Genomic DNA, 24259 nt, shown 5'->3' with positions numbered 1-24259 from the left:
GTCTCCTTTATTCAACACTTACGTACGATTCTCTAAGTTTTTAGCGGTATCGCTTTTATCGACCTCTTTTTGATCTTTATATGTTCCGAATGTTTTATCGATAGATGTATGTGTAACACCAAACCAATAGTTTTCATTTTTAAAATGATGCCAAAGATGCGCTTTCTTAATACGTCTTCCCATTTCGGTACGCGGTTGAATGGGGCGATGCGCAATATAATGTTTCCATTCATAATACATGAAATAAACGATGATTCCTGCAAGATAAGCAATCGTGAATGGCAAACTACCTGTTATGAAATAGAAAACAAGCGCAAACACGGAAAAGCCAGGTAAGCTGAACCAAATCGGCAAGAATAATAGCTTTAAATTTGCCGGATCCACGTGATGATCAAAATGTAATCGTTTAATCGTTCTCAATAAAAATGGATTCGTTGGCGTTTTCATATGGAATAAAAACCTATGAATCATATACTCACTCATTGCATAAGTAGCCATCCCTACAATAAAGGAAATCCACACACCCAGTGAGAATGCATGTAAAAGAGTATAGCTTATGAGTGGAATAAACAGCACCAACATTATGGTGATATCCGGAAACGTGATGAACTCTTTCATATATTTCGTATTCATGAACCATCCTCCTATCTTATAGTTCATCAATCTATGAAGCATGTTAGTTAATAAATTTTCTTGGTATGACCAGAATATACTTTGGAATTACCAAAAGTATACAGCATTCAGAATTTATAGTCAATTTGGTTTTTTAGAAAATAAAAGCACCACATGAGAAACCATCATGAATGTGCCTTCTGTAGATGCTATTCTATTCCTCCAGTAATAGATGCATGGTATAATGCTCAAGCGGCAAGTTATGAATAGCAACGAACTTATTTCAGCTAAGGATATCTGCTTCTGGTTGTCGCCAGAGTGGGTATCCTTTGTTGCGTCAAAATATGTTTCATGCATATGTACTTTGCGTCAGTCTTTTTTTAGAAAGGAAGTAAATCGTGTCCTCATTACAAATCGTTCAAGTACGTTATCCAAAAGCAATGGCTTTTACTCTGATGTTTGGAGCTTTTATCGGGTTGTTTGGTGAAACAGCTTTAAATATGGCACTTACTAATATTATGGCCGACTTCTCCATTAACTCAGCCACTGCACAGTGGTTGACTACAGGGTATTTATTAACGCTAGGTATTCTAGTACCTGTATCGTCACTCTTAATCCGTTGGTTTACTACGAAACAATTGCTCGTTGCGTCTTTGGCCTTTTCCATAGCCGGTTCATTATTAGCTGGTCTCGCTCCAAGTTTTGCCGTGTTATTTATAGGTCGTGTCGTGCAAGCGATTGGAACAGGAATATTATTGCCATTAATGATGAACGTCATTTTATTAATATTCCCGATCCATAAACGCGGCGCCGTTATGGGCGTCATGGGGCTTGTGATCACGACAGCTCCCGCGATTGGACCTGCACTTTCCGGATTAATCGTCGACACACTCGGTTGGTCATACATTTTCTGGGTCAGCCTGTTATTTTATCTAGGATTAATCGTATTTGGTCTCAAACAAATTGACAACGTCTCACAAATCACGAAGCCTACAATTGATGTCATTTCGATTGTATTATCAACGGTTGGGTTTGGTGGAGTCATTTATAGTTTAAGTACTATGGCAGAAAAGTCTTTAACGTCTGCATACGTATATCTTCCACTAGTAGTCGGTTTCGTTTCTCTACTTTTATTTGCGGTAAGACAGTTCAAGATGAAGCAGCCGATGATCAATTTACGTGTGTTTAAATATCCGATGTTCACGTTAGGGATCGTACTATTGTTCATTGGCATGTTTTTAATCTTATCCACTGCCATTTTACTGCCATTGTATATGAGAACGTCTTTGCTCGTCAGCGCAGCAGTAGCGGGACTTGTTTTATTACCAGGCAGCGCGTTGAACGCATTGTTGTCTCCAGTCATAGGTATGCTGTCAGACAGATTCGGCGTCAAAACAATATTACCGATCGGCTTCCTATTAACTGCGAGTTCGAGTGTATTGTTCATTATCATAATTTCCGCTGAAACGCCTATTTGGCAAGTAGTCATCGCTTTCTTAATATTCTTCGTAGGGATTGCCATGATTATCATGCCTGCCCAAACGAACGGATTAAATGAATTACCGCGCGAACTCTATGCAGATGGTTCGGCTGTCACGAATACTCTCCAACAAATCGCTGGTGCTACGGGAACAGCTTTGGCGATTACATTCATGATACATGGAGAAAACTTATTTCTAGAAGCTTCTCCTAGTGCTTCGTCTGTTGATGTGATTGCAGAGGGTACGAAATATGCATTTTACTTTATAGCTGGATTCGCTATTACTGGTTTTATTGCATCGTTGTTTGTGAAACGTGTTCGGGTGTAAGTGGACACAGTTGGTAGAGGTACCAGGTCCCAACACAATTCTGAATAGTGTCTGGACCTGGCCTGTTAAACTGAAGATGAAAAGACCGCTAATTTGTCTCCATTAGCGGTCTTTCTTATTGGAAAAAGTACTTGGTCATGAAAACGCCACGTTAGTTTAGTACATAAATACTTACTCACTTCTTAAACACATACTTCTTCCCATCCTGGCTAGTTACGATCAGCTGCTTGTCAGTGACCGACATGTGCTTTCCTTGTATATTCGACAGTTTACTAGTCTTCTTTTCAAGCAAACTATACTTATATATACCTGTTTTATTGAAGTAAAACATCGTCGAATGATCGAACAGCACCGATGCATTATTTTGATTTTCATTTGGAATAAATGACTTTTCTTTTGGATCCTCGTAAAATAAGATTCTTGCATCAAAATCACGTTCTTTTTTTCTGTCCGATCCATTCATAGCGACAGAGTTGAGTGTCAACTTACTATCTTTTGGTATGTTAGGTGTTCGGTAATAATCTCTTTTCGTTGCTTCATTTGTATAATAGATGCGGTCATTCCAAATAAATACGTTTCGCATCGTCTCACCGGATAATGATGGCATAATCATAGAATCTTTCGGTCCCGTAAAACGTTCTGTTTTCGTCCGAATGACGCCATACTCCATCGGCAATTCTGAAGCTTGGCCAATTGCACGTAAATAGGGAATGAATACTTCATCATTATAGACAATTATATCAAACCAATTTTCCATATAACTAATCCAGATCCCGTCGCTACCTTCGAAATCTAGCTTACTCAAGATCTCTTCACTTTTATCCGTTTTCAAATCTTTTTTCATCAATCCATTACGTATACTGTATGAAAAACCATTCTGCTCAACCGTTTTTCCTTTTTGGCTGACATATGAATGGTATCGACCTAGTTTCATCGAATCGTCAAGCGCTCGTGTCAGAAAAGCCGAGAACTGCGCGCGCGTCACCGATTGGGATGGCATATACTTGCCTTCCGATCCGCCAGCAATGCGTTGTTTGGCAATGCCATTAATGTCGGCATACGCCCAGTGCGCCGGTACCACGTCGACAAATGTTGGCTGGCTATCAAACGGTATATCGAATGAACGGCGTAAAATGGCTGCCATTTGTGCTCGTGATGTATTTTCCCCTGGGCGCATTAAACCTTGATCCCCGCGGAGAATTCCCTTTTCATTCACCGTCGCCATAATTTTATAATAGGATGACTTTTTCGAAACGTCTTTAAAGACTATTTTTGGATTTTCCACGAGTGGAATCTTTAGAGCCTTAATGAGCATGGCAGATGCTTGTGCTCGTGTGATTGGTTCATTCGGTTTAAATGTTCCGTCTGGATAGCCACCTATAATATTGCGGTCGTATAAATACTGGATTTCCTTCTTCGCCCAATGTCCATTCATGTCTGTAAACTCGGTCGCATGTGCTTGAAACGGCATGGCTGCAACCATGAGTAGTAATGCGATGAATGACGCTGTAATTTTTCTCTTCATCTGTTTCTCTCCTTTATTCGAAATACGCGTTGTGTACTTGTTCCAATTGCGCACCCTACAGACGGAGAAATTCAAAAAAAGTTTCAAAAAAATACCATGTCCTGACATAATAGTGTCGGGACATGGTATCTGAAAATTAGTTATCACCTTGTAATTTATAAATAGTAGATGGCGTGACGTTGATTAAGCCTTCCAATTCTTGGACTACAGGTATTTTAAATCACTTTTTCAGTTTCTCCACTCAATATTTATTACAACCCATTTTCACGAATCAAATTTAGTTGACATCTATATCTTTGACGTCTTCACTTTATAATATAACATATGTTTATCTGGAACTTTCACTTCTACCACATAGCGCACTTCTTTTCCGTCGGTAAAGCGGACTGTCGCGATGAAGTTGCCCGGCTTGTTGACACGAATGAACACGTCCGGCGAATCGGCATACCCTTCAAATGGCATGTTGCTGGATAGTACTTCCCCGTCCGTCCGTACGAAACGAATGTTTTCAACTTCTTCATCCGCAGCCAGTTTCAGTCGCGCACGCGTCTTCAAAACATCGCTCGCGTATAACAACTGCACCTTCAATTTGCCGTCGACCTTCTTCACATCCACATAGTATTTATGATAGTAGCGTTTGATATTTTGATTTTCCATACCATAATTACCGCCTAGCTGCAACGTTCCTCTTCCTTCTTTCAACGGTGTCACTTGCACGCGATCACCGGTATATCCCGACGGCGTCTGCCTGCCTTTAATGATGGCTGCGTGATACAACTCCGAGTTGACCGCAAATTCATCCGTGTCCTCATCGGTCATTATTTCCGAGAAACGCAGCATCGGACCCCATGTCTTTAATGAATATGTCTCGGGATGGACACGCTCCGTTAGTTGCATCAACTTCGCCGCTTGTCCTCTCGTCACCCATTCATTGATGCCGAATCTGTCGGACGTTACGCCTGTCGTAATGCCGAGTTTATGTAGAATCAAGACGTTCGCGCTATGCGACGTGTTAGGCTTGACGTCATGGAATGGATTTTCTTCCGAGTTAAAAGCATAGCGCGGCAAATCGAACGCTTTGACGAGGATGGAAGCCAATTGTCCCCGTTTGACGGGATCATTCGGCCCGAAACTTCCATCTTCATAGCCCCCGATCACTTCGAGCTCTGCAAGCTTAGCAATGGCATTATGATAGCCATTCGCTTTCGAGACGTCCTTGAATCCAGGATCCTTCACCATATGATCCGGATTCAGTCCCATCAACTTCGCAATAATTGCCGATGCCTGACCCCGCGTAATTGGATTGCCCGGCTTGAACATGCCGTCCGCATACCCCGTAATAATATGACGTTCGGCCAATTCATTGATCGCCTCTGCAAAGTGCTTTGTTTCGGGAACATCCGTGAACTTCTGGTTGCTTGCGGCCATACTCGATAATGGCAGGCTGAGGGCAAGAGCCATCGTGCCAACTGTCATCCAAATCTTTTTCATCGTGTTTCTCCCTTTCTATCATGTAATCATAGATCGACGTACAGACGGGGAAATCCGTAAATAGTTTCATCGTAACCTCAATATATTTGTAGACAAAAGCAGGTCTATTCGCAATCTTAAAATGGTGTCAGGTTCCAACACTATTATCATGGCAAGAACATTTGATATGATGGAGTTAGCACTACGGAAGAAAGGACGGATGAAATATGCTGCAATGGATTTCAGTACGGCTAACACTTACCGGCACACCACTTGAGCAGATCAGCCAAGTTCAGACGCTTTTCGCCGAGAAATTTGAATTTGAAAACCTGGATGTTCTGCTTGCGAATGAAGAACCTATTACGAAACAATACCTTCAAGATAAAATGATGAAACAAGAACGTGGTGGTCTGTGCTATGAACTCAACGGCCTGCTGTATATCTTACTTAGGGATCTGGGCCTTCCCGTACAACTCGATGCTGGCACTGTTTGGGCGCCCTCTCCACGAGACAGCTACGTCATGGAGGGGACACACGTTGTGAACTTGCTCGAATACGAGGATACACTGTACTTGATCGACAGTGGTTTCGGCAACCATCTCGTCATGCAGCCTGTCGCATTGGATGGAGACGCCGTCACTTCGCCTGCCGGCACATTCCGGTTGCGGACCAAAACGACCGAAAAAGGTACGATGGTATTTGAACAATTAAAAGATAACGGCTGGGAACTTCGCTACGCCCTCTATCCCGACGCGATCGACTGGGAGCACTTGGATCATGTGAAACAGCAAATTCACCACAGCCCAGAATCTTCATTCAATAAAGCGTTGCTCATTGCTAAGTTAACAGACGACGGCACATATTCGATTAATGAAGACCGTTACTATCGTAAGTCTAGTGGCAACGAGGAAACTCTGACATTCCAAGACCATGATGAACTACTCAAGCAAGTCAGACAACATGCAGCTCCAGCTGTTTACGAAGCGACCGTAAACTATATTAATCAACAAAAGCTCTCCTGCTAAAAAGACATCAGGTCCCGACACAATTCCAAAAAGTGTCGGGACCTGATACCTTACCTCATTCTTGCAATTTTCTTTTTTCACTAAGTAGTCTTTGAAATTCCTTCTCTAATTCGTCTGTCGGACTAACACTTAAAAGACTAATGACTTCCGAAATCTTTGTTTCCAGCAAGAGTAATTCATTTTGCCGCAAGTCGTATTTTTTAATAGGATTGCGGTTTTGATACTGTTCGTAGGTACCATCAAAAACTGTTAGTGCTCTGTTATGAATATCCACTATTCGTGTCGAGACATTTTCTGTGAACTTTCTATCATGTGAAACAAAAATAATCGTTCCTTTGTATTGTCTCAATAATGTCTCCAACGCTTCCAGAGATTCCAGGTCCAGATAGTTTGTTGGTTCATCTAGTATAAGCATGTTTACGTCACTTAAAAAGATCTTTGTTAAAGCGACCTTTACACGTTCCCCACCACTCAAAACGTTCACGGACTTATATACATCTTCATCGAAGAAGTGCATTCTTGCTAGCACTGTTCGAATCAGTGTTTCATTCTGAATTGAAGTGGATTGAACATTTTCCAAAATAGTTTTATCAGGGTCCAAAATAGTTAAATTCTGCGCAAAGTAGCCGATCTTTATAGACGGTGAAATAGCGATACCCGCTTCTTGTTGAATGATCTTTTTAATTAATGTTGTTTTTCCGGTTCCGTTTGATCCAATAACGGCTACTTTATCGCCTCCACGGATATAAAATTTTGCAGCATCCCATAGGACATGTTCCCCCACCATTCCATTTAATTCTTCAGCTCGAACTACCACTTGATTTTTAAACGATTCTTCATTCGGCAAATTCATTTGTATAGGCGGAAGTTCCTTCTGCATTTCGATAATTTCTAGATTTCCTAATCTAGTTTCAAAAGCGGAAACAGTCTTACGTAATTTTTTTTGTTTATTTGCGAAGTATGGTTTTGCACCTACAATTCTTGCTTCTGAACTACTTAAGTTTTTAGGTTTCTTAGTAGCACGTTGGGCTTGCTCTTCTTTTTGTTTAATCGCTTCTTCCAATTGATTCTTTTGCTTTTGGTACTGTTCAAATGCTTGTTGTTTCTGTTGGTATTCCACTTCTTTTTGCTTGGAATAATAAGTGTAGTTTCCTTTATATTTAGTCACGTGTCCTTCATCTATTTCCCATATTGTCGTGCAAAGTGAATCTAAAAATGTACGGTCGTGGGAAATTAATATAAGGGCACCTGGCCATTTATTCAACTTCTTCTCTAACCATTCGATATGCTCTGTATCGAGATTTGTAGTAGGCTCATCCGCAAGCAACAGAGCTGCATCGCTATTTAGTGCCTGCTGAATATATTCTTGTGTAATTTCGCCGCCACTTTTGACTGTATCCGTTCGTTTCAACTGCGGCAAAAGCTCTATGCTAGCATGTTGGATTACTTGACCTCCTTCAGGAATAACTTTATTGGACAGTATATTTAATAAAGTTGTTTTCCCACTTCCGTTACCGCCGACTATCCCAATTCGATCTTTTGGATACACCTCTAGTTTATTTATGTCTAATAACAATCGATCTTGTACGTAGTGTTTTATATGGTTAGCTTCAACTATTATCATACGATCATTCCTCCTTTTTATCTTCGGGGGAATACAAAAATACCCCCTATCATCTTTTCAGAATAGGAGGCATGTATTATATAGGGGTACCAAAAAGAGATCCTTATCCCTTTTGTCCAACTATAGAAATACAATCCTATTCTGAAAAATACAATAAAAGGCATCAAAAATAAAGCAGGATCACCTGCAGAATACCTTTATTGTTTTTCGTAAAATAGGATTAATACTTCATGTAGTTGGGTCACCCTTTCGTTCTAATGGTTTTTAAACTATACACTGACACAATCATAGTTGTCAATGAGTGCTATTTTTCATTAGTATGGTGCCACGTCCTGAAAACTTTCTCAACTGCGACAGAAAAAGGCGCGTATAAATAACATCATTTATATCCCTTTGAAATAACGTATAATGTAAATAATAAAACTTCTAGATAAAGCCATTTCCCCCATGCTTTATCCAAAACCGGAAAGGAAGATCGACGTGACTATTTGTCCAATCTAATAAATCCCCTATGTACCAGTTAATTACGAAATGAACTCTCGGGGGAGTAATGTATGAAACTGAATAGAAATTTCAATTTGTTACTGACTGGCCAGTCTCTTGCCAACATTGGCGACGTACTATACATTGTCAGCATCATCTACTTCATCTTTGAATTGACTGGATCCGCCACCGCAGCTGCTTTCGTCTCATTTACTATCACAAACGCGATGTTTATCTCCAATGCCTTGACACCTTTATTAGTGCAACGCTTCAACCTTAAATGGCTGCTTGCTGCCTCCCAAATCGGAAAAACAATCTTGCTTGTTGCACTGCCTTTTTTCCTGCAGCACCTCTCATTATCCAATTTCTATTGGCTGTTTTTGATCATATTTCTAGTCGCCTTACTGGACGGCTGCGCTAATCCGGTAATCCAATCGCTAATACCAAATTATGTGAAGAGTGAACAGCTACTAAAAGCGAATGGAATTACTGAAACCGTTACTCAACTGATCCAAACTTCTATGTGGTTTGTCGGTAGCTCAATGTTAATTTGGCTCTCTGCAAGTCAGTTGGTCTGGCTCACAGTCAGTGCATTCGCCATATCTAGCCTATTCTTCACCAAGTTGGAAGCTGTTCAACTTACCCCAACTAAAGAAAAAGGCACATGGCAGCAAATGAGCCGAGGCTGGAAAACGGTCTCCACTTCACCTGTATTAAAACGAATTGTCTGGATGGATATTCTCGAAACGATTGCTGGTACGGTATGGATTGCAGCGATTCTCTATGTATTTGTCAGTGATGCTTTGGTAGCTGATGAGAAATGGTGGGGATTCATCAATGGCGCCTTTTTCATAGGGTTGATGAGCGGCAGTCTTTTCTGTCTCCGATTCTCCGACTGGATCAAACCAAAACTTAGCCAGTTCATTTTCCTGGGCTCGTTCTCTAGCGGATTACTCACCATCTTCTTTGGTTTAACTAGCATTCCTGCGCTGTCATTGATTTTCTCCTTTCTTGTCGGTGTTTCTAGTCAGGTCAAAAATATACCGCAACAGACCGTGATCCAGACGAGTGTTCCTAGAGATCGTTTGCCGACCGTATTTACAACAATAGGAGCAATTGGAACCGGAACCTTTGACGCTTACACTTGAAGTAACAGAGTTTCATCATAGCCACTCGTCACCTCGATATCCACATTGTTTACTTTTAACGAAATCGAATCTTCTAGCGATTCTTCCACTACACAGGAAACCCAACTGGTCTCCTGATGTGCGGCAGGATTAACTGGTGACTGCTTACGTAGCCAATACTTCATATTATGGACGGCAACCTCTGCAGTTTCGCACCATTCAGAAAGTGCTAGTCCGCTGTTTTGATATTCATCGATCTTCGCAGACCAGTATGCTTCTTTCTCTTTTCTTTTCAAATAAATTCCTCCCAAGATATGTTCTATGGGAGGAGTATCTCACGAATTCTCTTCTATTAAAATGTGTTCACTATTTGACGCTTACGTTGCTTCTCTCTTAACGGGTGTTCTGGCAGATGCATTTGGGATTCGGGGTGTTTTATCTTATCGGGTGTTTTGTTAATTTTAGTCGGGGTGATTGCTTACAAAGGTAGAGTCTTGCTTACCCGAAACGTGTAGGTGTCAATTACCAAAGATAACAGGGGACAATCGGAATATTTCCAATTGTCCCCTGTTGTTCAGCATTTTTTATACAAACATGTAATATCATTGCTGGTGCCAACAACATGCCTATTATCCTTGAATGGAGAATTATATGGGTACAGCGTATACTCGGTATTCGCTTAAGCTATAGGAACCAATTAAATATCAGTACCATGGTTAATAAAGAAGTGAATTTTTTAATGAGAGTGATTGCTTCTGATCCTTGCACAGTTCTGATTAGTTCTGTGACCTACCAACTTAAACACTGTTCTCCATTTATTCAACAGATAAACAACACTAGTGGATACCTTTAAATATTTAACTAACACTAAATATTATTGTTATTCCTGTTAGTAGCAAAAAGATAAGTATTGATTTATAAAAATTATAAATCGACAAAAAGTTACTTTCTTCTTTTTTTAAAAAGCTGTTATATAAATTTTTATAATCTAATCCAGTATCCGATTGTACAGAGGAGAATTGAATATAGCGTTGCAAATTAATCAATGAATTTTCATGTTGTTTTTTTATTTTGGTTCCTAAATATAGATTTGCTAAGAGAAAGATAACATATGACAAAATAAAAAAGTAGAGTAATTCTGAATTAAATTTAATTTTCAAAACACTTGGTATTAACACTACAAAAACAGAAACAATAAACGTTGATATTAATGTCCTAGTGTTACTTGAAAGATCTGAGGTGTTTTTAGCTATTTGTTTGGTTACCTCTAATGTTTCTTTTAATAATTGATTTTTTTGATCAATAAATATTTTTACTTCATTTTGAATATATAATTCAAAATGATGCTTGATAGTGGAATACATTTTTTCAATGTATTCATTTAAATCTGCTAAAGATGAATTGTTATTTAAATATGTAGTTGCTACATTTCTGGTTATCAACAATTTGTCTAAATGCCTTTTATCATCTAATACAAAATCTACTATATTACAAAAAACGCCAGAGTGTATTTGCGTAATACTTTCTAACTTTCTTGTATCTTTTAGCTTGTTAAATTCCAAGTTATGATGGCCTTTAATTAAATAAATTTCCTCTTTTTCATTCTTCAAAATCAGTTTATTACCAATCATTTTTAAGAACACTTCTAATGTTTTCAGCTTTATAGGGAAAAGAACACTATCGTTTGAAGAAAAGTCCCAAAAATGTGGCAAGTCAAAGTATGTACTTACTTCAATATTATCAAATATATTGTTTGCTGTAGTAACTAATTTTGTTTTGTTCGGTTTGATAAGAATTTTTTTCAGATTTATGAGATTAGATAAACAGTTAATTGTTATAAAACTATTTTCATGATATGCATTATCTAAAATTATTAAATTAACTTTTTCTTCTTGATTAACAATATGTTTAGCTGATTCTATATCATCTAAAAATGAATTTGTGTTTTTATAGAATAAATTATTTTTATTGTCTTGCAAAAAATAATTCATCATAATCTTTTTATTTATATTAATTTTAATTTGACCTTTAGTTAAATCAAAATCACTATAAATAGCAGTATCCTCTTTAAAACTTTCTTTCCTTATACTATCATCACTTAAATATGATATTTTATATTCAAAATATTCCTTATCTATTATCTCTTCTGGTAATAATTCACTATATCTTTCTAGTGTATTAAATTGTAGAGTCATTATATTATATTTATCTAAGACAATATAATCAAAATGGAGTTGTAAATATTTATATAAAGTGTGCAGTTCCTCTTCCATAAAAATACAACTCCTTCTCGTTAGATCATAGGTTTAACATTTAATTCTTTTTTAAATGTAAAAATTATATTTTCTTGTTCATCGACTTGATGAGTATAAAGTTCTTCTGATATATTATTACTAATTTTAATTGTAATACTTTTATCTTCATTTTTGAATTCCAAATCTTTTACTTTTTCAGGATTAGGTATAAACGAAAACACTGCATCTGGGTATTTTACCAAAGTTTTATCTTTAATTGCTTTTAAACTTTGTTCAATTGGAAAATCATTAGGTAATAAGCCTTCTAGCAGGGGTAATATATGTTGTTCAAGGTTAAATTCTTCGTTCGAGCTAAACCTTTTAGTGAGTCTTGAAACAAACGAACTTTTTTTATCATCAGTATCTATATATAAACAAATTTCATTCTTTATATTTTTAAGTAATTCTGGTGTTAAATTGTCCGCGTTTGCTTTTTCTCTCGCTATTAAAAAGTCCAACATAAAATACTTTGCGGGTTCATCCCTTGTCTGTTGTCTATCCAAGATGAATAAATCTGTCTTCAAATCGTCGTCGAACCTTTCTGAAAACTTGATGAATGCAGATTTATGTAGTTTTTCTTTTACGCTTGGAAGCATTTTTTTTCTTACTGTTAATGTAAGGTTTTCATTTACCTGTATCCCCAAGTTTGGATCCATTTTTAATATTCCTAAATAACGCTGTTCTTGGAGTGTATAAACAAAAATGAAAACTGCACCGTCACTCCGTGATTTCCCTTTCATAGATGTATGTAAGTGACCCGTTATAATTTTAGATTGTAAAATAAACTGTTCATCAAAATGATCATCGAAAGCATTTTCTTCTATTAATGGATATAATGTTGTAATTGTATTTCTCACATGATTTGCAGGGTTATTTAGAAATTTACATTGCTTAGTAAAGCCTTGTGTTCTATTGTTTTTAATATGTTCTTTAAAGAACTCTAATCCGTCTAGTGATTCAGAAACATTAATTTGTTCAACATAGTCTTCCGTTATATAATCTTCAAGAACACTCTCATCATCTGTATCAATCAACTCTGTCAGATTTATTAATTTCTCACTAAATTCAGGCTCATTTCCACCCAAATTCAAATCGTGTACTATCATTCTCTCTATTATTGGCAAAAAAACCACCTACCATATTTTATTTAATCAACAAAATTATAGCATATTATTCCTATGGAAGCTTGTGCTAATTTAAGTAATTCCTCTCTGTAATTAATATGTGTATTGAAAATTGCTTTATTTATAATTCAATTAGTAATACGTTCTATGCTTAAGTTCACAATACCCTCGCTATCTACCCAGGAAGTAAAAAATCCATTACAAACCCAATTCCCCTACCTATCTATTCGCCAAGATATAGATAAAATACTCCTCAAGTGCTTCATCATTTCTTATACTCATAATATATTTTCTTACTTCTTCACCTTCATAAACCTTAGTACTTTCGGCATCATTCAAACCAAATATATAATCTTTATCTATTATCACGTAACGGTTTGCTGTGTAACCAATTATATCTCACGCGCTATCTTCCCCATGCCAATCTTTTAACTCCAGTTCAATACATAAAATGCTATGCTTGTTTCATGTATCGCTATCTACTCCCTCCTTAGTAGGATTAATCCACCAGCCCAACTCCTCCAACCCTCTCCCTAATCAACAATCCTCTTCTATATTTGAACACCCCCAAAAATCACCACCGATCCCGCATAAAAAAGGAATAATAAGGACATGATGAATAAAAGAGTGAAGAACCACCAAGTATCATGCGTACAAACGCAAAATACCAAAAAGTAAATGAGGTAGTGTATGGGCTTTTTAAAAAGGAGAAATCATTCTAAAGTACAATCCACTTCCCCTAGCCAAACGAAGGAAACCAGTTCAACAAATGATCTTAAGACAAGTCTTCAAGACAATATACAAAACGTTAAGGATAGCCTAGGCGAAAGCTCAGATATTGTCATTCGAGAAATACGTATTGGTAAAGGTGGATCGGTGAAAGCGGGTATTTTCTATACCGACGGATTGACTGATACACCTGCGTTACAAAATTTCATAATGGAATCCTTGATGTTAGACATACAGGGTACCGAGTTAGAAGAGAAGTTAACGGCTGAACAAGATGTATTAACTTCATTAAAAGATTTTGCGATGACAGTGGGAGACATTAATGATGTAACCAATTTTGATGATCTTTTTACTTCCCTTTTATCCGGGGATACGATTCTGTTGGTTGATGGATATTCTGAAGGTCTGGTCATTGGGAATAGGCATTGGATTGAGCGTGGGGTAACTGAACCTATGTCTCAGACAGTAGTTAGAGGGCCACGGGAAGGGTTCTCCGAAAATTTGCGTGTGAATACAGCATTAGTTCGCCGGAAGCTTAAGGATCCGAGTCTTTGGATGGAGTCAAAGATCATTGGAACACGCACGAAAACGAATGTCGCCATTATGTATATCAACGGCGTCGTCAATGACAAAATTGTCGACGAAGTCCGATTACGTTTGGACCGAATAGATATTGATGGGATTTTGGAAAGTGGTAATATCGAAGGATTCATTGAAGATTCATCGTACTCCCCTTTCCCTACCATTTATAATACGGAACGACCGGATACAGTAGCTGCGGCACTTCTTGAAGGACGCATAGCCATTTTAGTAGATGGAACACCTTTTGTATTGATCGTTCCTGCACTATTCGTCCAGTTTTTTCAATCTCCTGAAGATTATTATGTGCATACGGGTATTGGAAGTCTGATTCGTGCCCTTCGTTTTATTGCATTCATAATTGCTTTGCTTGCACCTGCATTTTTTATTGCGATCACCACTTTCAATCAATCGATGCTACCGCCAGCCCTCCTCATTAGCTTGACAGCCCAACGAGAGGGTGTGCCATTTCCTGCATTTATTGAAGCGGTCATAATGGAAATCACATTTGAGATCTTAAGGGAAGCAGGCATACGAATGCCTCGCACCATCGGGTCAGCTATGTCGATTGTTGGCGCATATGTTATCGGAACTGCAGCAGTTGAAGCGGGCATTATTTCAGCTGCAATGGTCATCATCGTTTCCATCACCGCCATCTCTAGTTTTGTTTCCCCTACCTATAACCTTGCGATCGCTGTGAGGATCCTACGCTTTGGATTTATGGCGTTAGCCGCTTCGTTTGGCTTATATGGAATTGCGGTAGGTTTAGTGGCTCTTACTCTTCACTTATGCAGTTTACGTTCTTTTGGTATACCGTATATGACACCACTAGCTCCATTTAATGTTGCGGATCAAAAGGATACGCTAATTGTTGCACCTATATGGAAAATGTTTACACGTCCTCGCCTAGTTAATCAAAAAGATCAGGTTAGGCAACAAGATCCAGCCTCTGCTAAACCACAACCACCCCAAAAATGAGGACTATGGAGGGAAGTAAATGATGAAAAAGTGCATATTAATACTCCTAGTTCTCACCCTCTTCCTATCTGGATGTTGGGATCGTAGGGAGCTAAATGAGCTCAGTATAACAATGGCATTAGGAATCGATAAGGTGAAAAATGAATACTTAGTAAGCGCTCAAGTGATCGTACCTTCGGAGGTCTCTATGCAGGCAAGCTCGGGGCGTTCAGCAGTTACGCTCTATCAAGCATCAGGCGAAACAGTATATGAAGCCTTTCGGAAAATGACGAAGGATGCTCCTCGGAAAATTTATCCCGGACATCTTCGTATACTAGTCATCAGTGAAGAACTTGCGAAAGAAGGTATAAGTGAATCATTGGATTTGCTAGCAAGGGATTGGGAGCTTCGATCAGACTTCTACGTAGTAATTGCGAAAGATTTGACTGCTTCTGAAGTACTGAATGTGACGACACCCATAGAAAGCATTCCAGCTAATAAAATGTTTAATGCTCTTAAAACATCCGAAAGAATCTGGGCTGCCACGGAAGGTGTTATATTAGACGACTTATTAACCAATCTCACAAGTGACGGAAAAGAAGCTGTATTAACGGGGATTAAAGTAATAGGAGATAAAGAATTAGGATCTAGCAAACAGAACGTGGAATCGATTACTCCTTCTACGCGAATTCAGTATGACCATTTAGGTGTGTTTAAAGAAGACCGTTTAGTTGGCTGGCTAACTGAAGATGAAGGTAGAGGGTACTCGGATATCACCGACACTGTAGAAAAAACCGTAACCGCTATTTCTTGCCCTAAAGGGGGAAAAATCGCTATAGAGATTTTTGATTTTGATTCTACAATTAAAGGCTCTATAAACAAAGGAGAACCTGAGGTAGATATCCATATTCAGGCAAAAGGTAATGTAGGAGAAGTACAATGTTCAATTGATCTTACGAAACCAGAATCCATGAATGAGATACAAAAAATTTATGAAAAAGAAATGAAAGAGCTTATAGAACAGACTATAAATACCGTACAAAGTCAATACGAATCAGATATTTTTGGATTTGGTGAAGCTATTCATCGCTCCAATCCTAAAGAGTGGAAAGAAATGAAAGAGCATTGGGACGAAAAGTTTGCCAATTTGACTGTACATGTTCATGTTGAGATGAAAGATCTTCGAATCGGCACATTAAATAATTCATTTTTAAGAAAAATAGAGGACTAATTTGATATGCTAAATAGTATAGGAATACTCTTATTGGCAGCTGCCATTCTGTGGTTTGAAGTTCCTTCACTCTTGGATAAAAAATATAAAAAAGAATTGCTCGTGTTTTCAATTCTTCTAGCAATTGGAGTTGTGCTAGGCATAATACTTGGATTTGGCGTAATTATTCCACCCCCAGCGGAATTACTAAGTTTTTTGTTTACATTGCTAACTGACCTTATGACTCCATTGTTAAAGTAAAGGACCATATGGAGGGGAAGGTAGGAGATTACATGCAAAATGTTAAAATTAATCCATATCAATATCTAGTTTTGGTTATTTTTTTTACTGTTGGTACAGGTATCTTAATTGTCCCATCTGCTTTAGCTGCTGAAGCGAAACAAGATGCTTGGATTGCCGCTATAGTGGGTATAGGAATCAGCATGTTGGTCATATGGCTATTTACCACTATAGCTCTTTGGTTCCCACATCTCACCTATATCCAAATCAATGAAAAAGTATTTGGTAAATGGATTGGCAAAACCGTTTCGGTACTATTTGTAATCATGGCTACTTATTATACTTCTAGTCTTTTGTATTATTCCGCTACATTTGTAACGACCAATATGATGCCAAATACTCCTTTGGTAGCCCTCCATATTCTTATGATAGGAATTGTCGTGATGGGAATTCGTCTGGGATTGGAAACGATTGCGCGTTCTGCAGAAATCCTAATTGTTGTTTTCGTTGCCCTATTCCTCATTTTAGCAGTGTTTATTTCTCCACAAATCAAGTTTGAAAATTTACAGCCTGTGTATGAGGTAGGAACAAAAATGATCTTTCAATCAAGCATTTACTTAGTTTCTTCATCTTCTGTCAATGCGATTGTTTTATTAATGATCTTCCCTGTTTTTATTAACAAAGTAAAACAAGCTAGAAAGTCCTTTATAATTGGTCACTTAATAGGCGGAATCTTCATCTTCTTACTTACATTTTTGGGTGTTTCGGTATTAGGTGCTGAGGATACGGCAAGACAAATTTATCCAGGCTATGAATTAGCCAAAAGAATAAGTGTTGGGGATTTCGTACAGCGTATTGAAGGATTAATGGGTTCGCTTTGGTTTATTGCTCTCTACTTTAAGACGGTTCTTTATTTTTATGCTTCCGTTTTAGGGATTACACAAATTTTAAATTTGAGAGACTACCGCCCCTTAACATTGCCGTTAGGAATGCTTGCCGTGATCCTCGCTCTCGTGATCTATCCGAACGTCGTGTACCAAAAAGTGGTGGAACAATCGATTGAAATATTCTTTTCCGTATTTATTGGACTTTTCTTACCTCTTGTACTCGCTATCGTATATGCTTTTCGAAAAAACAAGTTTAAACAGGAACCCGACAGCTCTTAGAATGAATTTACTTACTAATGAACGTAAGTTATGTAGCAATCCAGCTGATCTTCTCATGGAAGTTCACTGGATTTTATTATTGTTCGTGAAAACCTAGTGTTTTACGATTCACTTTGCGACTCCACATCCACCCCTCCTCTCGCTCATAACGCACGATGCACCAAGCGCTTTCCCGCTTCTACATGCCCCACATACACTGGAAACTGCACTATGCGCTTTCGATACTCATACAAACTTTCCTCTATCCCCGATTCCACAAATGTTAATAAGTTCGGCATCAACCGGTCTGCGTGTGTGACCTTCACACCGGTTTCACGAAATGTTTCGCTATGTAACCGATAAGCGTCAGCTTCTTTCTTACCGAGATAAAACGCATACCAATTCGGTTGCTTACTTTCCACAACAAACAGCTTGATTTCCCCAATACGTAGCGTGTTTTCTCGCATCGATTGCTGGATTGCTTCTTCGTCGAATTCGATCTCTTTTAGTTTCACACTATCTTCATTTATTCCGATTTTTTGATTCGTGATCGCCCAGAAGATGCTATGAGCGGTCAATGACATATCGGTATCTAGTGCGTAATCAAATAACTCTTCAACTGTGATCATACGTACACTCTCCTTTTTGTGGCGCCAGGCCTCCAGAATACTCGGAATTGTTTGGGGACCTGGCACCGAAGCGGTAATGTGTCACCGAATCGACGCGAGTCGGCCGTTGTCTTTGTTGTAATACACCGTGAAGCCGCCAACTGGACCGTTTCGATGCTTGGCGACCGTGATTTCTAGATGGTTTTTGAGCTCTGATTCCTGGTCGTAATAATCTTCTCTGTAAAGAAAGCAAACGACGTCTGCGTCTTGTTCGATGTTGCCGGAGTCTCGTAGGTCGCTCATCATCGGTTGCTTATCCTGCCGTTGTTCAACTGCTCTCGAAAGCTGAGACAGTACGACGACCGGACAGTTAAATTCTTTAGCCATCGCCTTTAGATCTGCGCTAATTTGGCCGATTGCTTGGTTTTGGTTATTCGTTGTTTCTTCTGGTCGAATGATTTGCAAGTAATCAACGAAGATGATCGGTCGCTTGTTTGGTTGTGATTTAATGATTCTCCGGGCAGTGGCTTTTATTTGACTCACTTTTATTCCGCCTCTGTCGTCAATACGGATCTTAGCGCTTTGCAAATGCTCGAGTGCCGTCATCCACGAACTCTTCTGTGTGTTGTCAAAGTGGTGATATGGATCGCGCATCTTCAATCGACTGTATCCACCCGCTACGGATATCAAACGATTGATCATCGTTTTACGACTCATTTCGAGCGAAAAGACGATCGGTACATGATCGTTTAATCCAGCAGTTAGCGCCAGATGATTGAGTGTATCCGTCTTCCCCATAGAAGGTCTTGCAGCGATGACAATGAATTCACTGTCTTGGAAGCCGTTCAATAAATAGTCCATCGGCTGTAAGCCTGTGCTAATCCCTGTCATAGCCGGTCCTTTACTGAATGGGCGTTCGTACTGACTCACGAGGTAATCGTCGAGTAACAATGATTCATCTGACCTATGATCGGTATCCACTTCATCTAACGCTTTGACAATAGGATTCGTCTCCCATTGTTCATTCTGTGCCAACTGTAGAATTCTCGCCCTCTCTAGAGTCCTCCATTTTTTTACGACGATTTCTAAATACTCGTCAAATCGTGCAGGGTTAGCAAAACGACGTAGTTCTGAGACGTAATTGGCTCCACCAAGCTCAGCCGGTTCGCGTGTTGTCAGCAATGTGATGAAGTCAATCGTGTTCCCTTCGTTAGCTAGCTCTTTCATAGCTAGATAAATATTTTTGTGCAGTTGTGTTTCAAAAAATGCTGTCTGAATCCCACTGTCGAGAATCAAATAATTTTCCTCCATCATCGTACCGAGAAGACTTTTTTCCATTAGTTCGCTATTCATACGTGTTCATCCCCTTTATTGAAATCTAGCATTGGCAGAACGACTAGACGTTTTTTCGGTTTCTGCACCACAGCTAATTCATTCATATAGTTTTCGAAATTCGTTATGCTAAACAATGTGGATGGCCGCAGAAATCGGTTGAATTCAGCATGATTCATCCACTGGGAGGCTTTGAGATCGATAACTTTCATAAAGTCCTCCCGCGTATAGCCTTCTTTTAATCTGCCACCGATCAACTTCTTCGTAGCTGGTGAAGTAGCTTTGAATTGCTTTCCGGTTTTATCATTCAGATAGTCAATCACACTATGTGCGACGTCGAGATTTATCTCGACTTGGTCTTTATTCTTTATTATTAAAGATTCTTTAAGTTCTTTGGTTATTGGCTTGCCCAACTCCGGCACGTGGACTTGCTTAACTTCGACAGGTGCACATGGCACTTCTGAGCAAGTGACTTGCTCAAGTTCGAATGTACTTACTGGCAATTTGGTGTAGTCGATTCGATACCATTTCGTGTTGTCGATCTTCATCCGGTTATGATGATGTGCAGAAATGAGATAGCCCTTTTCTTCAAGATCATAAATAATACGTCTAATCGTGTTCGACGACCAAAACGTAAATTCTTTTGTCCAGTCACTATACGTTTTATAGATCCACCTATGGCCATCCCGAACATTCTTAGATATGAGCGAGCGGAAATGCACTTGTTGCATAACCAAGGCCCCATTAATTCCTACTAAGTGCACAAGCGACGGTAGTAGCGGTATCGGCTCTTCATCAATTAATAATTTCATTTGGTTGATCCCCCTGGAGATAAGTAGTAGATGAGTGCTCACTTTGCACTTCTCATACTCCATATAGAGAGTTTTTTAGAAAAGGATACTCATTTTAAAAAATAATTTTACATACGCTAAAAAAGGGGTGAAAGTTTAGTCCTTCGCCCCTTGTAAATTATGTACGTTTACACACACATCGCCTAATTGATTTTATAGCATTTCGACGTAATGTCTGGTCTGCCGGTCATGACGTTGAGATAGCCTATGTTTTCAAGTATTGCTTCATAGCTATTTGGTGCATATCCAATTCCCCCTCGATTTATATTGCTCGCTTCATAGGTTATATAGAGTAATTTCTGTTTATGGATACACACCAATTGAAACTTCCTAGTAATGGGTTGATCTGGATGCCTCGTTTCGTACTGTTTTTAATTTTCCAATAGCAATTTTGGATATTCTTGGTATAATTATGTAGAAGTATGAAAATCAAGTGGTATTCAACCATTGCGTCCATTTACAGACTGGTTACGAAAAATAACGGGGTTTAAAGAAAGAGGAGGGATTTTGTGTTCTGGTTAAGATTTGGGGTAATTGTAGTATGTGTTTTTGCTCTTAAATCACTACTTAAGACTCTTCTGAGGAAGCTACTTAAAATTGAAAAAGTAAAGAAAGAGTTTTTTTCTACTAATCACATAAATGAATTACATCGTAAAATTGATAAAAGTTTGCGTGTTTTTTCTGCGATTAGCCTATTCACTCTATATTCTGTTCTACTTTTTTATTATGAAGATTTCATTTATCTGTTTTTCTTCGCCATCATAGCTTTTACGATACTAGATTATATAATCACAGCATTTTTCGAATGGAAGTATACACGCTATCCAAAACAATCGATCCTGACGATAACCGAAATGCTAGTAATAGTAGTATCCACCATCATCGTGATTCAATTTAACTTACTTGGTCTCTATTGAACGAAACGACATGAATAAACAAAAGTACCTGTGTGAGAAACTAAAATGAAAGTTTCCTACACAGGCACTTTTTCACAACCAATCATGTATGCTTTTCACACAAGCACTCATCGTAAGGTGTCCGTTTCCTTCAGCCGGCACAGCACATCAGCGACCATGCCATTACTCGCATATTGTGCGAGCGCTCCTGCCGCGAACCGTTCTTCTCGGACCATGCGGGTCAGCAACGCCTTGAGCACTTTCATATCCGCAATTGGAATAGCCACTGCCATCTGTTCGGCAGTGGAGATACCCGCCGCTTCGAGCGTGTTCGGATAGCGGGTATCTGTCCAATCCAGATCATGATAGTCTCTAAGAAATTCATTCAGGTCCTGTTCGTATTCTGCATGAAACAGCAATTCTTCTGTTATGAAGCTCTCGGGGTTCCGTTCAGCCGCCTGTTCGAAATAAGGTAGGTGCTGATACAACTTCCGCCATCTTGTCATACGATTTCCTCCTTCATTGCAGATGCCTTTGTAACACTCAGCTCGGGACTTGTCTTCCGCACTCCGCCATCACCGTCCGAGCACATCCAAATTTAACAGGTTCCCCGGCTTCTTGCCTTCGAGCACAGCCGTCAGGTTATCCGCAGCAAGCTGCGCCATCGCCACTTCCGTTTCATACGTCGATGAGCCGATATGCGGCAAGGTGACGACATTTTTCATCTGCAACAGCGGATTACTAGGGTCGACGGGTTCCTGTGCGAACACGTCGAGGCCAGCTGCGGCAATTTCGTTTTGCTGTAGTGCATCGATCAGGTCTTCTTCTACGACAGTGCCGCCGCGCGAGATGTTGAGGAAGATAGCGGACGGCTTCATGAGACGGAACTGCTCACTGCCGATCATGCCCCGCGTTTCTTCGGTCAGTGGGGTAACGAGGCAGACATAGTCAGATTCTTTCAGCAGGTTCTCAAGGCTTCGGTAGGATGCATTGAACCGCTCCTCTGCTTCCGGCTTCTTCGTTCTCGTATGGTACAGGATGTCCATATCGAAGCCGAACCGCGCGCGTTTGGCAATGGCATTACCGATGCGCCCCATCCCGATGATACCGAGCGTCTTATGATGAACGTCCATGCCATACCAATCATTCGTCAGGAGCCCTTTCCATAAGCCCTGTTTGACATAGCCATCGAGTTCGGGTATCCTCCGAGCCGTCGCAAGCATCAGTCCCATCGCCATATCGGCCACTGTGTCGTCGAGCACACCAGGCGTATTTGTCCCCATGACGCCGCGCTTCGTCAGCTCGGCAAGGTTGAGATTGTTGTAGCCGACTGAGACATTGCTAATGATTTTCAAATTGGGCGCCTTGTCGAGCATCGCTGCGTTCCCGGGAAATCCGAATCCAATCACGCCTTCCGCTTCCCGCAGGAACTCGAGGAAATCGGTGTCGTGCTCTGGATTTTCGAACAGCCGCACGTCATAGTCCTCCATGAGCCGGTCATACACCGGTTGCTCCAGCCACTGGTAAGCGAGTATTTTCTTCTTCATGTACATTCCTCCTTTAGGTTACTGCATACTGCCAGTATACCTGAATGGACTTTGAAAATTCAAAATCGAAAAGTACCTATGTGAGAATTGTATCGGGACCTGGTACCTCAAATCCAGAATGTGTGGCTCTTGTGATCACCTCACTTGTGATGCCGTATGACTCAGTGAGTTTTGCATACATTGACAGTGTCTTTACTCAATAAAAAATGCCCAGCTGTTAGCTGAGCACTTCTCGGAAGGATTATCTATGTATTTCACAATTTAGTAACTCGTGCGAGTAAGCACAACAGATGTTAACTTCTCAGCCCACGGCCTTTTTCAATCAAATACCAATTGATTACATAAAGCACTACAATAAAAGTAATTGAAATGAGAATAGAAAATAAAATCGGAACGTCGATCACACCGAGAATCCCGAATCGGAATCCGGAAATCATGTAAACGATCGGGTTAAAATGTGAAATCACCTGCCAAAATGGAGGCAACATCGAGATGGCAAAAAACACCCCACCTAAGTAAGTCAACGGCTGAAGAATAAACGTAGGCACAATAGACACATCGTCAAATGACTTGGCAAAAATACCGTTCAACAGGCCGGCCAACGAGAACAAAATAGCCGTCATCAAAAACGTCAAGATGACAATGCTCCACGAGTGGACTTGCAACGGAACGAAAAACAGAGAGATAATTGTGACCAGTATCCCTACGAGAATACTTCTTCCTATTCCTCCAATGACAAAGCCCCAGATAATGATATGAGTCGGTACAGGGGCAACTAATAGTTCTTCGATGTTCTTTTGAAACTTTTGTGAGAAAAATGATGACGAGACATTTGAGTAGGAACTGGTGATGACTGACATCATGATCAATCCTGGGACAATAAATTCCATGTAAGAGAATCCGTCCATTTCGCCAATCCGTTTACCAATCAAATTCCCGAAGATGATAAAGTACAAAGTAGTTGTGATGACTGGCGGGACCAATGTTTGGACCCAGATTCTTAAATAGCGGTTCGTTTCTTTGACCGATAAACCTTTTAATGCTGTTAAATATAATTTAAACATGTACATCCT

Annotated in this window: 20 protein-coding genes; 7 read left to right on the top strand and 13 right to left on the bottom strand. The window is 39.5% G+C overall.

Annotated features, from left to right (window positions below):
• Positions 1-18: 18 nt before the first annotated feature.
• A complete protein-coding gene (locus H605_RS0115310; protein WP_029055018.1) occupies positions 19-633 on the bottom strand; it encodes a sterol desaturase family protein in 615 nt (204 codons plus the stop codon).
• Between the two features lie 419 nt (positions 634-1052).
• On the opposite strand from H605_RS0115310, the gene H605_RS0115305 reads away from it, so the two are divergent.
• Entirely contained in the window at positions 1053-2420 is a 1368-nt protein-coding gene (locus tag H605_RS0115305) for an MDR family MFS transporter (RefSeq protein ID WP_051210627.1), read from the top strand.
• Between the two features lie 175 nt (positions 2421-2595).
• Here H605_RS0115305 and H605_RS18480 read toward each other — a convergent pair whose 3' ends face one another.
• Both H605_RS18480 and H605_RS18110 read right to left on the bottom strand, forming a co-directional pair.
• Entirely contained in the window at positions 2596-3945 is a 1350-nt protein-coding gene (locus H605_RS18480) for an S-layer homology domain-containing protein (RefSeq protein ID WP_029055016.1), read from the bottom strand.
• A gap of 288 nt (positions 3946-4233) precedes the next feature.
• Positions 4234-5436, bottom strand: coding sequence for an S-layer homology domain-containing protein (locus tag H605_RS18110; protein WP_037562232.1), 1203 nt, complete (start codon positions 5434-5436; stop codon positions 4234-4236).
• 206 nt (positions 5437-5642) lie between these two features.
• Between H605_RS18110 and H605_RS0115290 the strand changes: the two genes are divergently transcribed.
• Complete coding sequence (locus H605_RS0115290) at positions 5643-6440, top strand: arylamine N-acetyltransferase family protein (RefSeq protein WP_029055015.1); 798 nt, start codon at positions 5643-5645, stop codon at positions 6438-6440.
• A gap of 55 nt (positions 6441-6495) precedes the next feature.
• Here H605_RS0115290 and H605_RS0115285 read toward each other — a convergent pair whose 3' ends face one another.
• The gene (locus H605_RS0115285; RefSeq protein ID WP_029055014.1) at positions 6496-8064 is read right to left on the bottom strand and encodes a Vga family ABC-F type ribosomal protection protein; all 1569 of its coding nucleotides are present in this window, start codon (positions 8062-8064) and stop codon (positions 6496-6498) included.
• 554 nt (positions 8065-8618) lie between these two features.
• Here H605_RS0115285 and H605_RS18105 point away from each other — a divergent pair.
• The gene (locus tag H605_RS18105; protein ID WP_081657971.1) at positions 8619-9695 is read left to right on the top strand and encodes an MFS transporter; all 1077 of its coding nucleotides are present in this window, start codon (positions 8619-8621) and stop codon (positions 9693-9695) included.
• On the opposite strand, the gene tnpA is transcribed toward H605_RS18105, so the two are convergent.
• From tnpA to H605_RS0115265, 3 genes are all read right to left on the bottom strand, one after another.
• On the bottom strand, positions 9686-9970 hold the full coding sequence (tnpA, locus tag H605_RS0115275; RefSeq protein WP_029055013.1) for an IS66 family insertion sequence element accessory protein TnpA: 285 nt from the start codon (positions 9968-9970) through the stop codon (positions 9686-9688). The two genes, H605_RS18105 and tnpA, sit on opposite strands and share 10 nt — an antisense overlap.
• 561 nt (positions 9971-10531) lie before the next feature.
• Complete coding sequence (locus tag H605_RS0115270) at positions 10532-11947, bottom strand: hypothetical protein (RefSeq protein ID WP_029055012.1); 1416 nt, start codon at positions 11945-11947, stop codon at positions 10532-10534.
• 20 nt (positions 11948-11967) lie between these two features.
• Positions 11968-13092, bottom strand: a complete 1125-nt coding sequence (locus H605_RS0115265; protein ID WP_029055011.1) for a nucleoid-associated protein — start codon at positions 13090-13092, stop codon at positions 11968-11970.
• Positions 13093-13782: 690 nt separating this feature from the next.
• Here H605_RS0115265 and H605_RS0115260 point away from each other — a divergent pair.
• From H605_RS0115260 to H605_RS0115245, 3 genes are all read left to right on the top strand, one after another.
• The gene (locus tag H605_RS0115260; protein ID WP_029055010.1) at positions 13783-15378 is read left to right on the top strand and encodes a spore germination protein; all 1596 of its coding nucleotides are present in this window, start codon (positions 13783-13785) and stop codon (positions 15376-15378) included.
• Positions 15379-15397: 19 nt separating this feature from the next.
• Positions 15398-16588 (top strand): Ger(x)C family spore germination protein, encoded by a 1191-nt coding sequence (locus H605_RS0115255; protein WP_338062919.1) that lies wholly within the window; start codon positions 15398-15400, stop codon positions 16586-16588.
• 272 nt (positions 16589-16860) lie between these two features.
• Positions 16861-17973: a GerAB/ArcD/ProY family transporter gene (locus H605_RS0115245; protein ID WP_029055007.1), complete on the top strand. Its 1113-nt coding sequence runs from the start codon at positions 16861-16863 to the stop codon at positions 17971-17973.
• Between the two features lie 143 nt (positions 17974-18116).
• Here the strand turns inward: H605_RS0115245 and H605_RS0115240 are convergent, their stop codons facing one another.
• The 3 genes from H605_RS0115240 to H605_RS18100 form a co-directional block, all read right to left on the bottom strand.
• Positions 18117-18581, bottom strand: a complete 465-nt coding sequence (locus H605_RS0115240) for a hypothetical protein (RefSeq protein WP_029055006.1) — start codon at positions 18579-18581, stop codon at positions 18117-18119.
• Positions 18582-18662: 81 nt separating this feature from the next.
• On the bottom strand, positions 18663-19913 hold the full coding sequence (locus H605_RS0115235; RefSeq protein WP_029055005.1) for a replicative DNA helicase: 1251 nt from the start codon (positions 19911-19913) through the stop codon (positions 18663-18665).
• A complete protein-coding gene (locus tag H605_RS18100) occupies positions 19910-20704 on the bottom strand; it encodes a conserved phage C-terminal domain-containing protein (protein WP_051210625.1) in 795 nt (264 codons plus the stop codon). Before H605_RS18100 ends, H605_RS0115235 begins: the two co-directional genes overlap by 4 nt.
• 548 nt (positions 20705-21252) lie before the next feature.
• Between H605_RS18100 and H605_RS0115225 the strand changes: the two genes are divergently transcribed.
• The gene (locus H605_RS0115225) at positions 21253-21660 is read left to right on the top strand and encodes a DUF4181 domain-containing protein (protein WP_029055004.1); all 408 of its coding nucleotides are present in this window, start codon (positions 21253-21255) and stop codon (positions 21658-21660) included.
• Positions 21661-21767: 107 nt separating this feature from the next.
• On the opposite strand, the gene H605_RS0115220 is transcribed toward H605_RS0115225, so the two are convergent.
• The 3 genes from H605_RS0115220 to H605_RS0115210 form a co-directional block, all read right to left on the bottom strand.
• Complete coding sequence (locus H605_RS0115220) at positions 21768-22145, bottom strand: DUF6508 domain-containing protein (RefSeq protein ID WP_029055003.1); 378 nt, start codon at positions 22143-22145, stop codon at positions 21768-21770.
• 69 nt (positions 22146-22214) lie between these two features.
• Positions 22215-23186 (bottom strand): 2-hydroxyacid dehydrogenase, encoded by a 972-nt coding sequence (locus H605_RS0115215; RefSeq protein WP_029055002.1) that lies wholly within the window; start codon positions 23184-23186, stop codon positions 22215-22217.
• A gap of 293 nt (positions 23187-23479) precedes the next feature.
• The gene (locus H605_RS0115210) at positions 23480-24250 is read right to left on the bottom strand and encodes an ABC transporter permease (RefSeq protein ID WP_029055001.1); all 771 of its coding nucleotides are present in this window, start codon (positions 24248-24250) and stop codon (positions 23480-23482) included.
• Positions 24251-24259 lie beyond the last annotated feature (9 nt).

The sequence above is a fragment of the Sporosarcina ureae DSM 2281 genome (assembly GCF_000425545.1).
Lineage (GTDB): Bacteria > Bacillota > Bacilli > Bacillales_A > Planococcaceae > Sporosarcina > Sporosarcina ureae.
This window is presented reverse-complemented; position numbering and strand designations above follow the sequence as displayed.

Excerpts from the sequence above, each read along its gene's own strand:
- H605_RS0115310 (WP_029055018.1), bottom strand. The coding sequence starts at position 633 with ATGAATACGAAATATATGAAAGAGTTCATCACGTTTCCGGATATCACC.
- H605_RS0115305 (WP_051210627.1), top strand. The coding sequence starts at position 1,053 with ATGGCTTTTACTCTGATGTTTGGAGCTTTTATCGGGTTGTTTGGTGAA.
- H605_RS18480 (WP_029055016.1), bottom strand. The coding sequence starts at position 3,945 with ATGAAGAGAAAAATTACAGCGTCATTCATCGCATTACTACTCATGGTT.
- H605_RS18110 (WP_037562232.1), bottom strand. The coding sequence starts at position 5,436 with ATGAAAAAGATTTGGATGACAGTTGGCACGATGGCTCTTGCCCTCAGC.
- H605_RS0115290 (WP_029055015.1), top strand. The coding sequence starts at position 5,643 with ATGCTGCAATGGATTTCAGTACGGCTAACACTTACCGGCACACCACTT.
- H605_RS0115285 (WP_029055014.1), bottom strand. The coding sequence starts at position 8,064 with ATGATAATAGTTGAAGCTAACCATATAAAACACTACGTACAAGATCGA.
- H605_RS18105 (WP_081657971.1), top strand. The coding sequence starts at position 8,619 with ATGAAACTGAATAGAAATTTCAATTTGTTACTGACTGGCCAGTCTCTT.
- H605_RS0115270 (WP_029055012.1), bottom strand. The coding sequence starts at position 11,947 with ATGGAAGAGGAACTGCACACTTTATATAAATATTTACAACTCCATTTT.
- H605_RS0115260 (WP_029055010.1), top strand. The coding sequence starts at position 13,783 with ATGGGCTTTTTAAAAAGGAGAAATCATTCTAAAGTACAATCCACTTCC.
- H605_RS0115255 (WP_338062919.1), top strand. The coding sequence starts at position 15,398 with ATGATGAAAAAGTGCATATTAATACTCCTAGTTCTCACCCTCTTCCTA.
- H605_RS0115245 (WP_029055007.1), top strand. The coding sequence starts at position 16,861 with ATGCAAAATGTTAAAATTAATCCATATCAATATCTAGTTTTGGTTATT.
- H605_RS0115240 (WP_029055006.1), bottom strand. The coding sequence starts at position 18,581 with ATGATCACAGTTGAAGAGTTATTTGATTACGCACTAGATACCGATATG.
- H605_RS0115235 (WP_029055005.1), bottom strand. The coding sequence starts at position 19,913 with ATGAATAGCGAACTAATGGAAAAAAGTCTTCTCGGTACGATGATGGAG.
- H605_RS18100 (WP_051210625.1), bottom strand. The coding sequence starts at position 20,704 with ATGAAATTATTAATTGATGAAGAGCCGATACCGCTACTACCGTCGCTT.
- H605_RS0115220 (WP_029055003.1), bottom strand. The coding sequence starts at position 22,145 with ATGACAAGATGGCGGAAGTTGTATCAGCACCTACCTTATTTCGAACAG.
- H605_RS0115215 (WP_029055002.1), bottom strand. The coding sequence starts at position 23,186 with ATGAAGAAGAAAATACTCGCTTACCAGTGGCTGGAGCAACCGGTGTAT.
- H605_RS0115210 (WP_029055001.1), bottom strand. The coding sequence starts at position 24,250 with ATGTTTAAATTATATTTAACAGCATTAAAAGGTTTATCGGTCAAAGAA.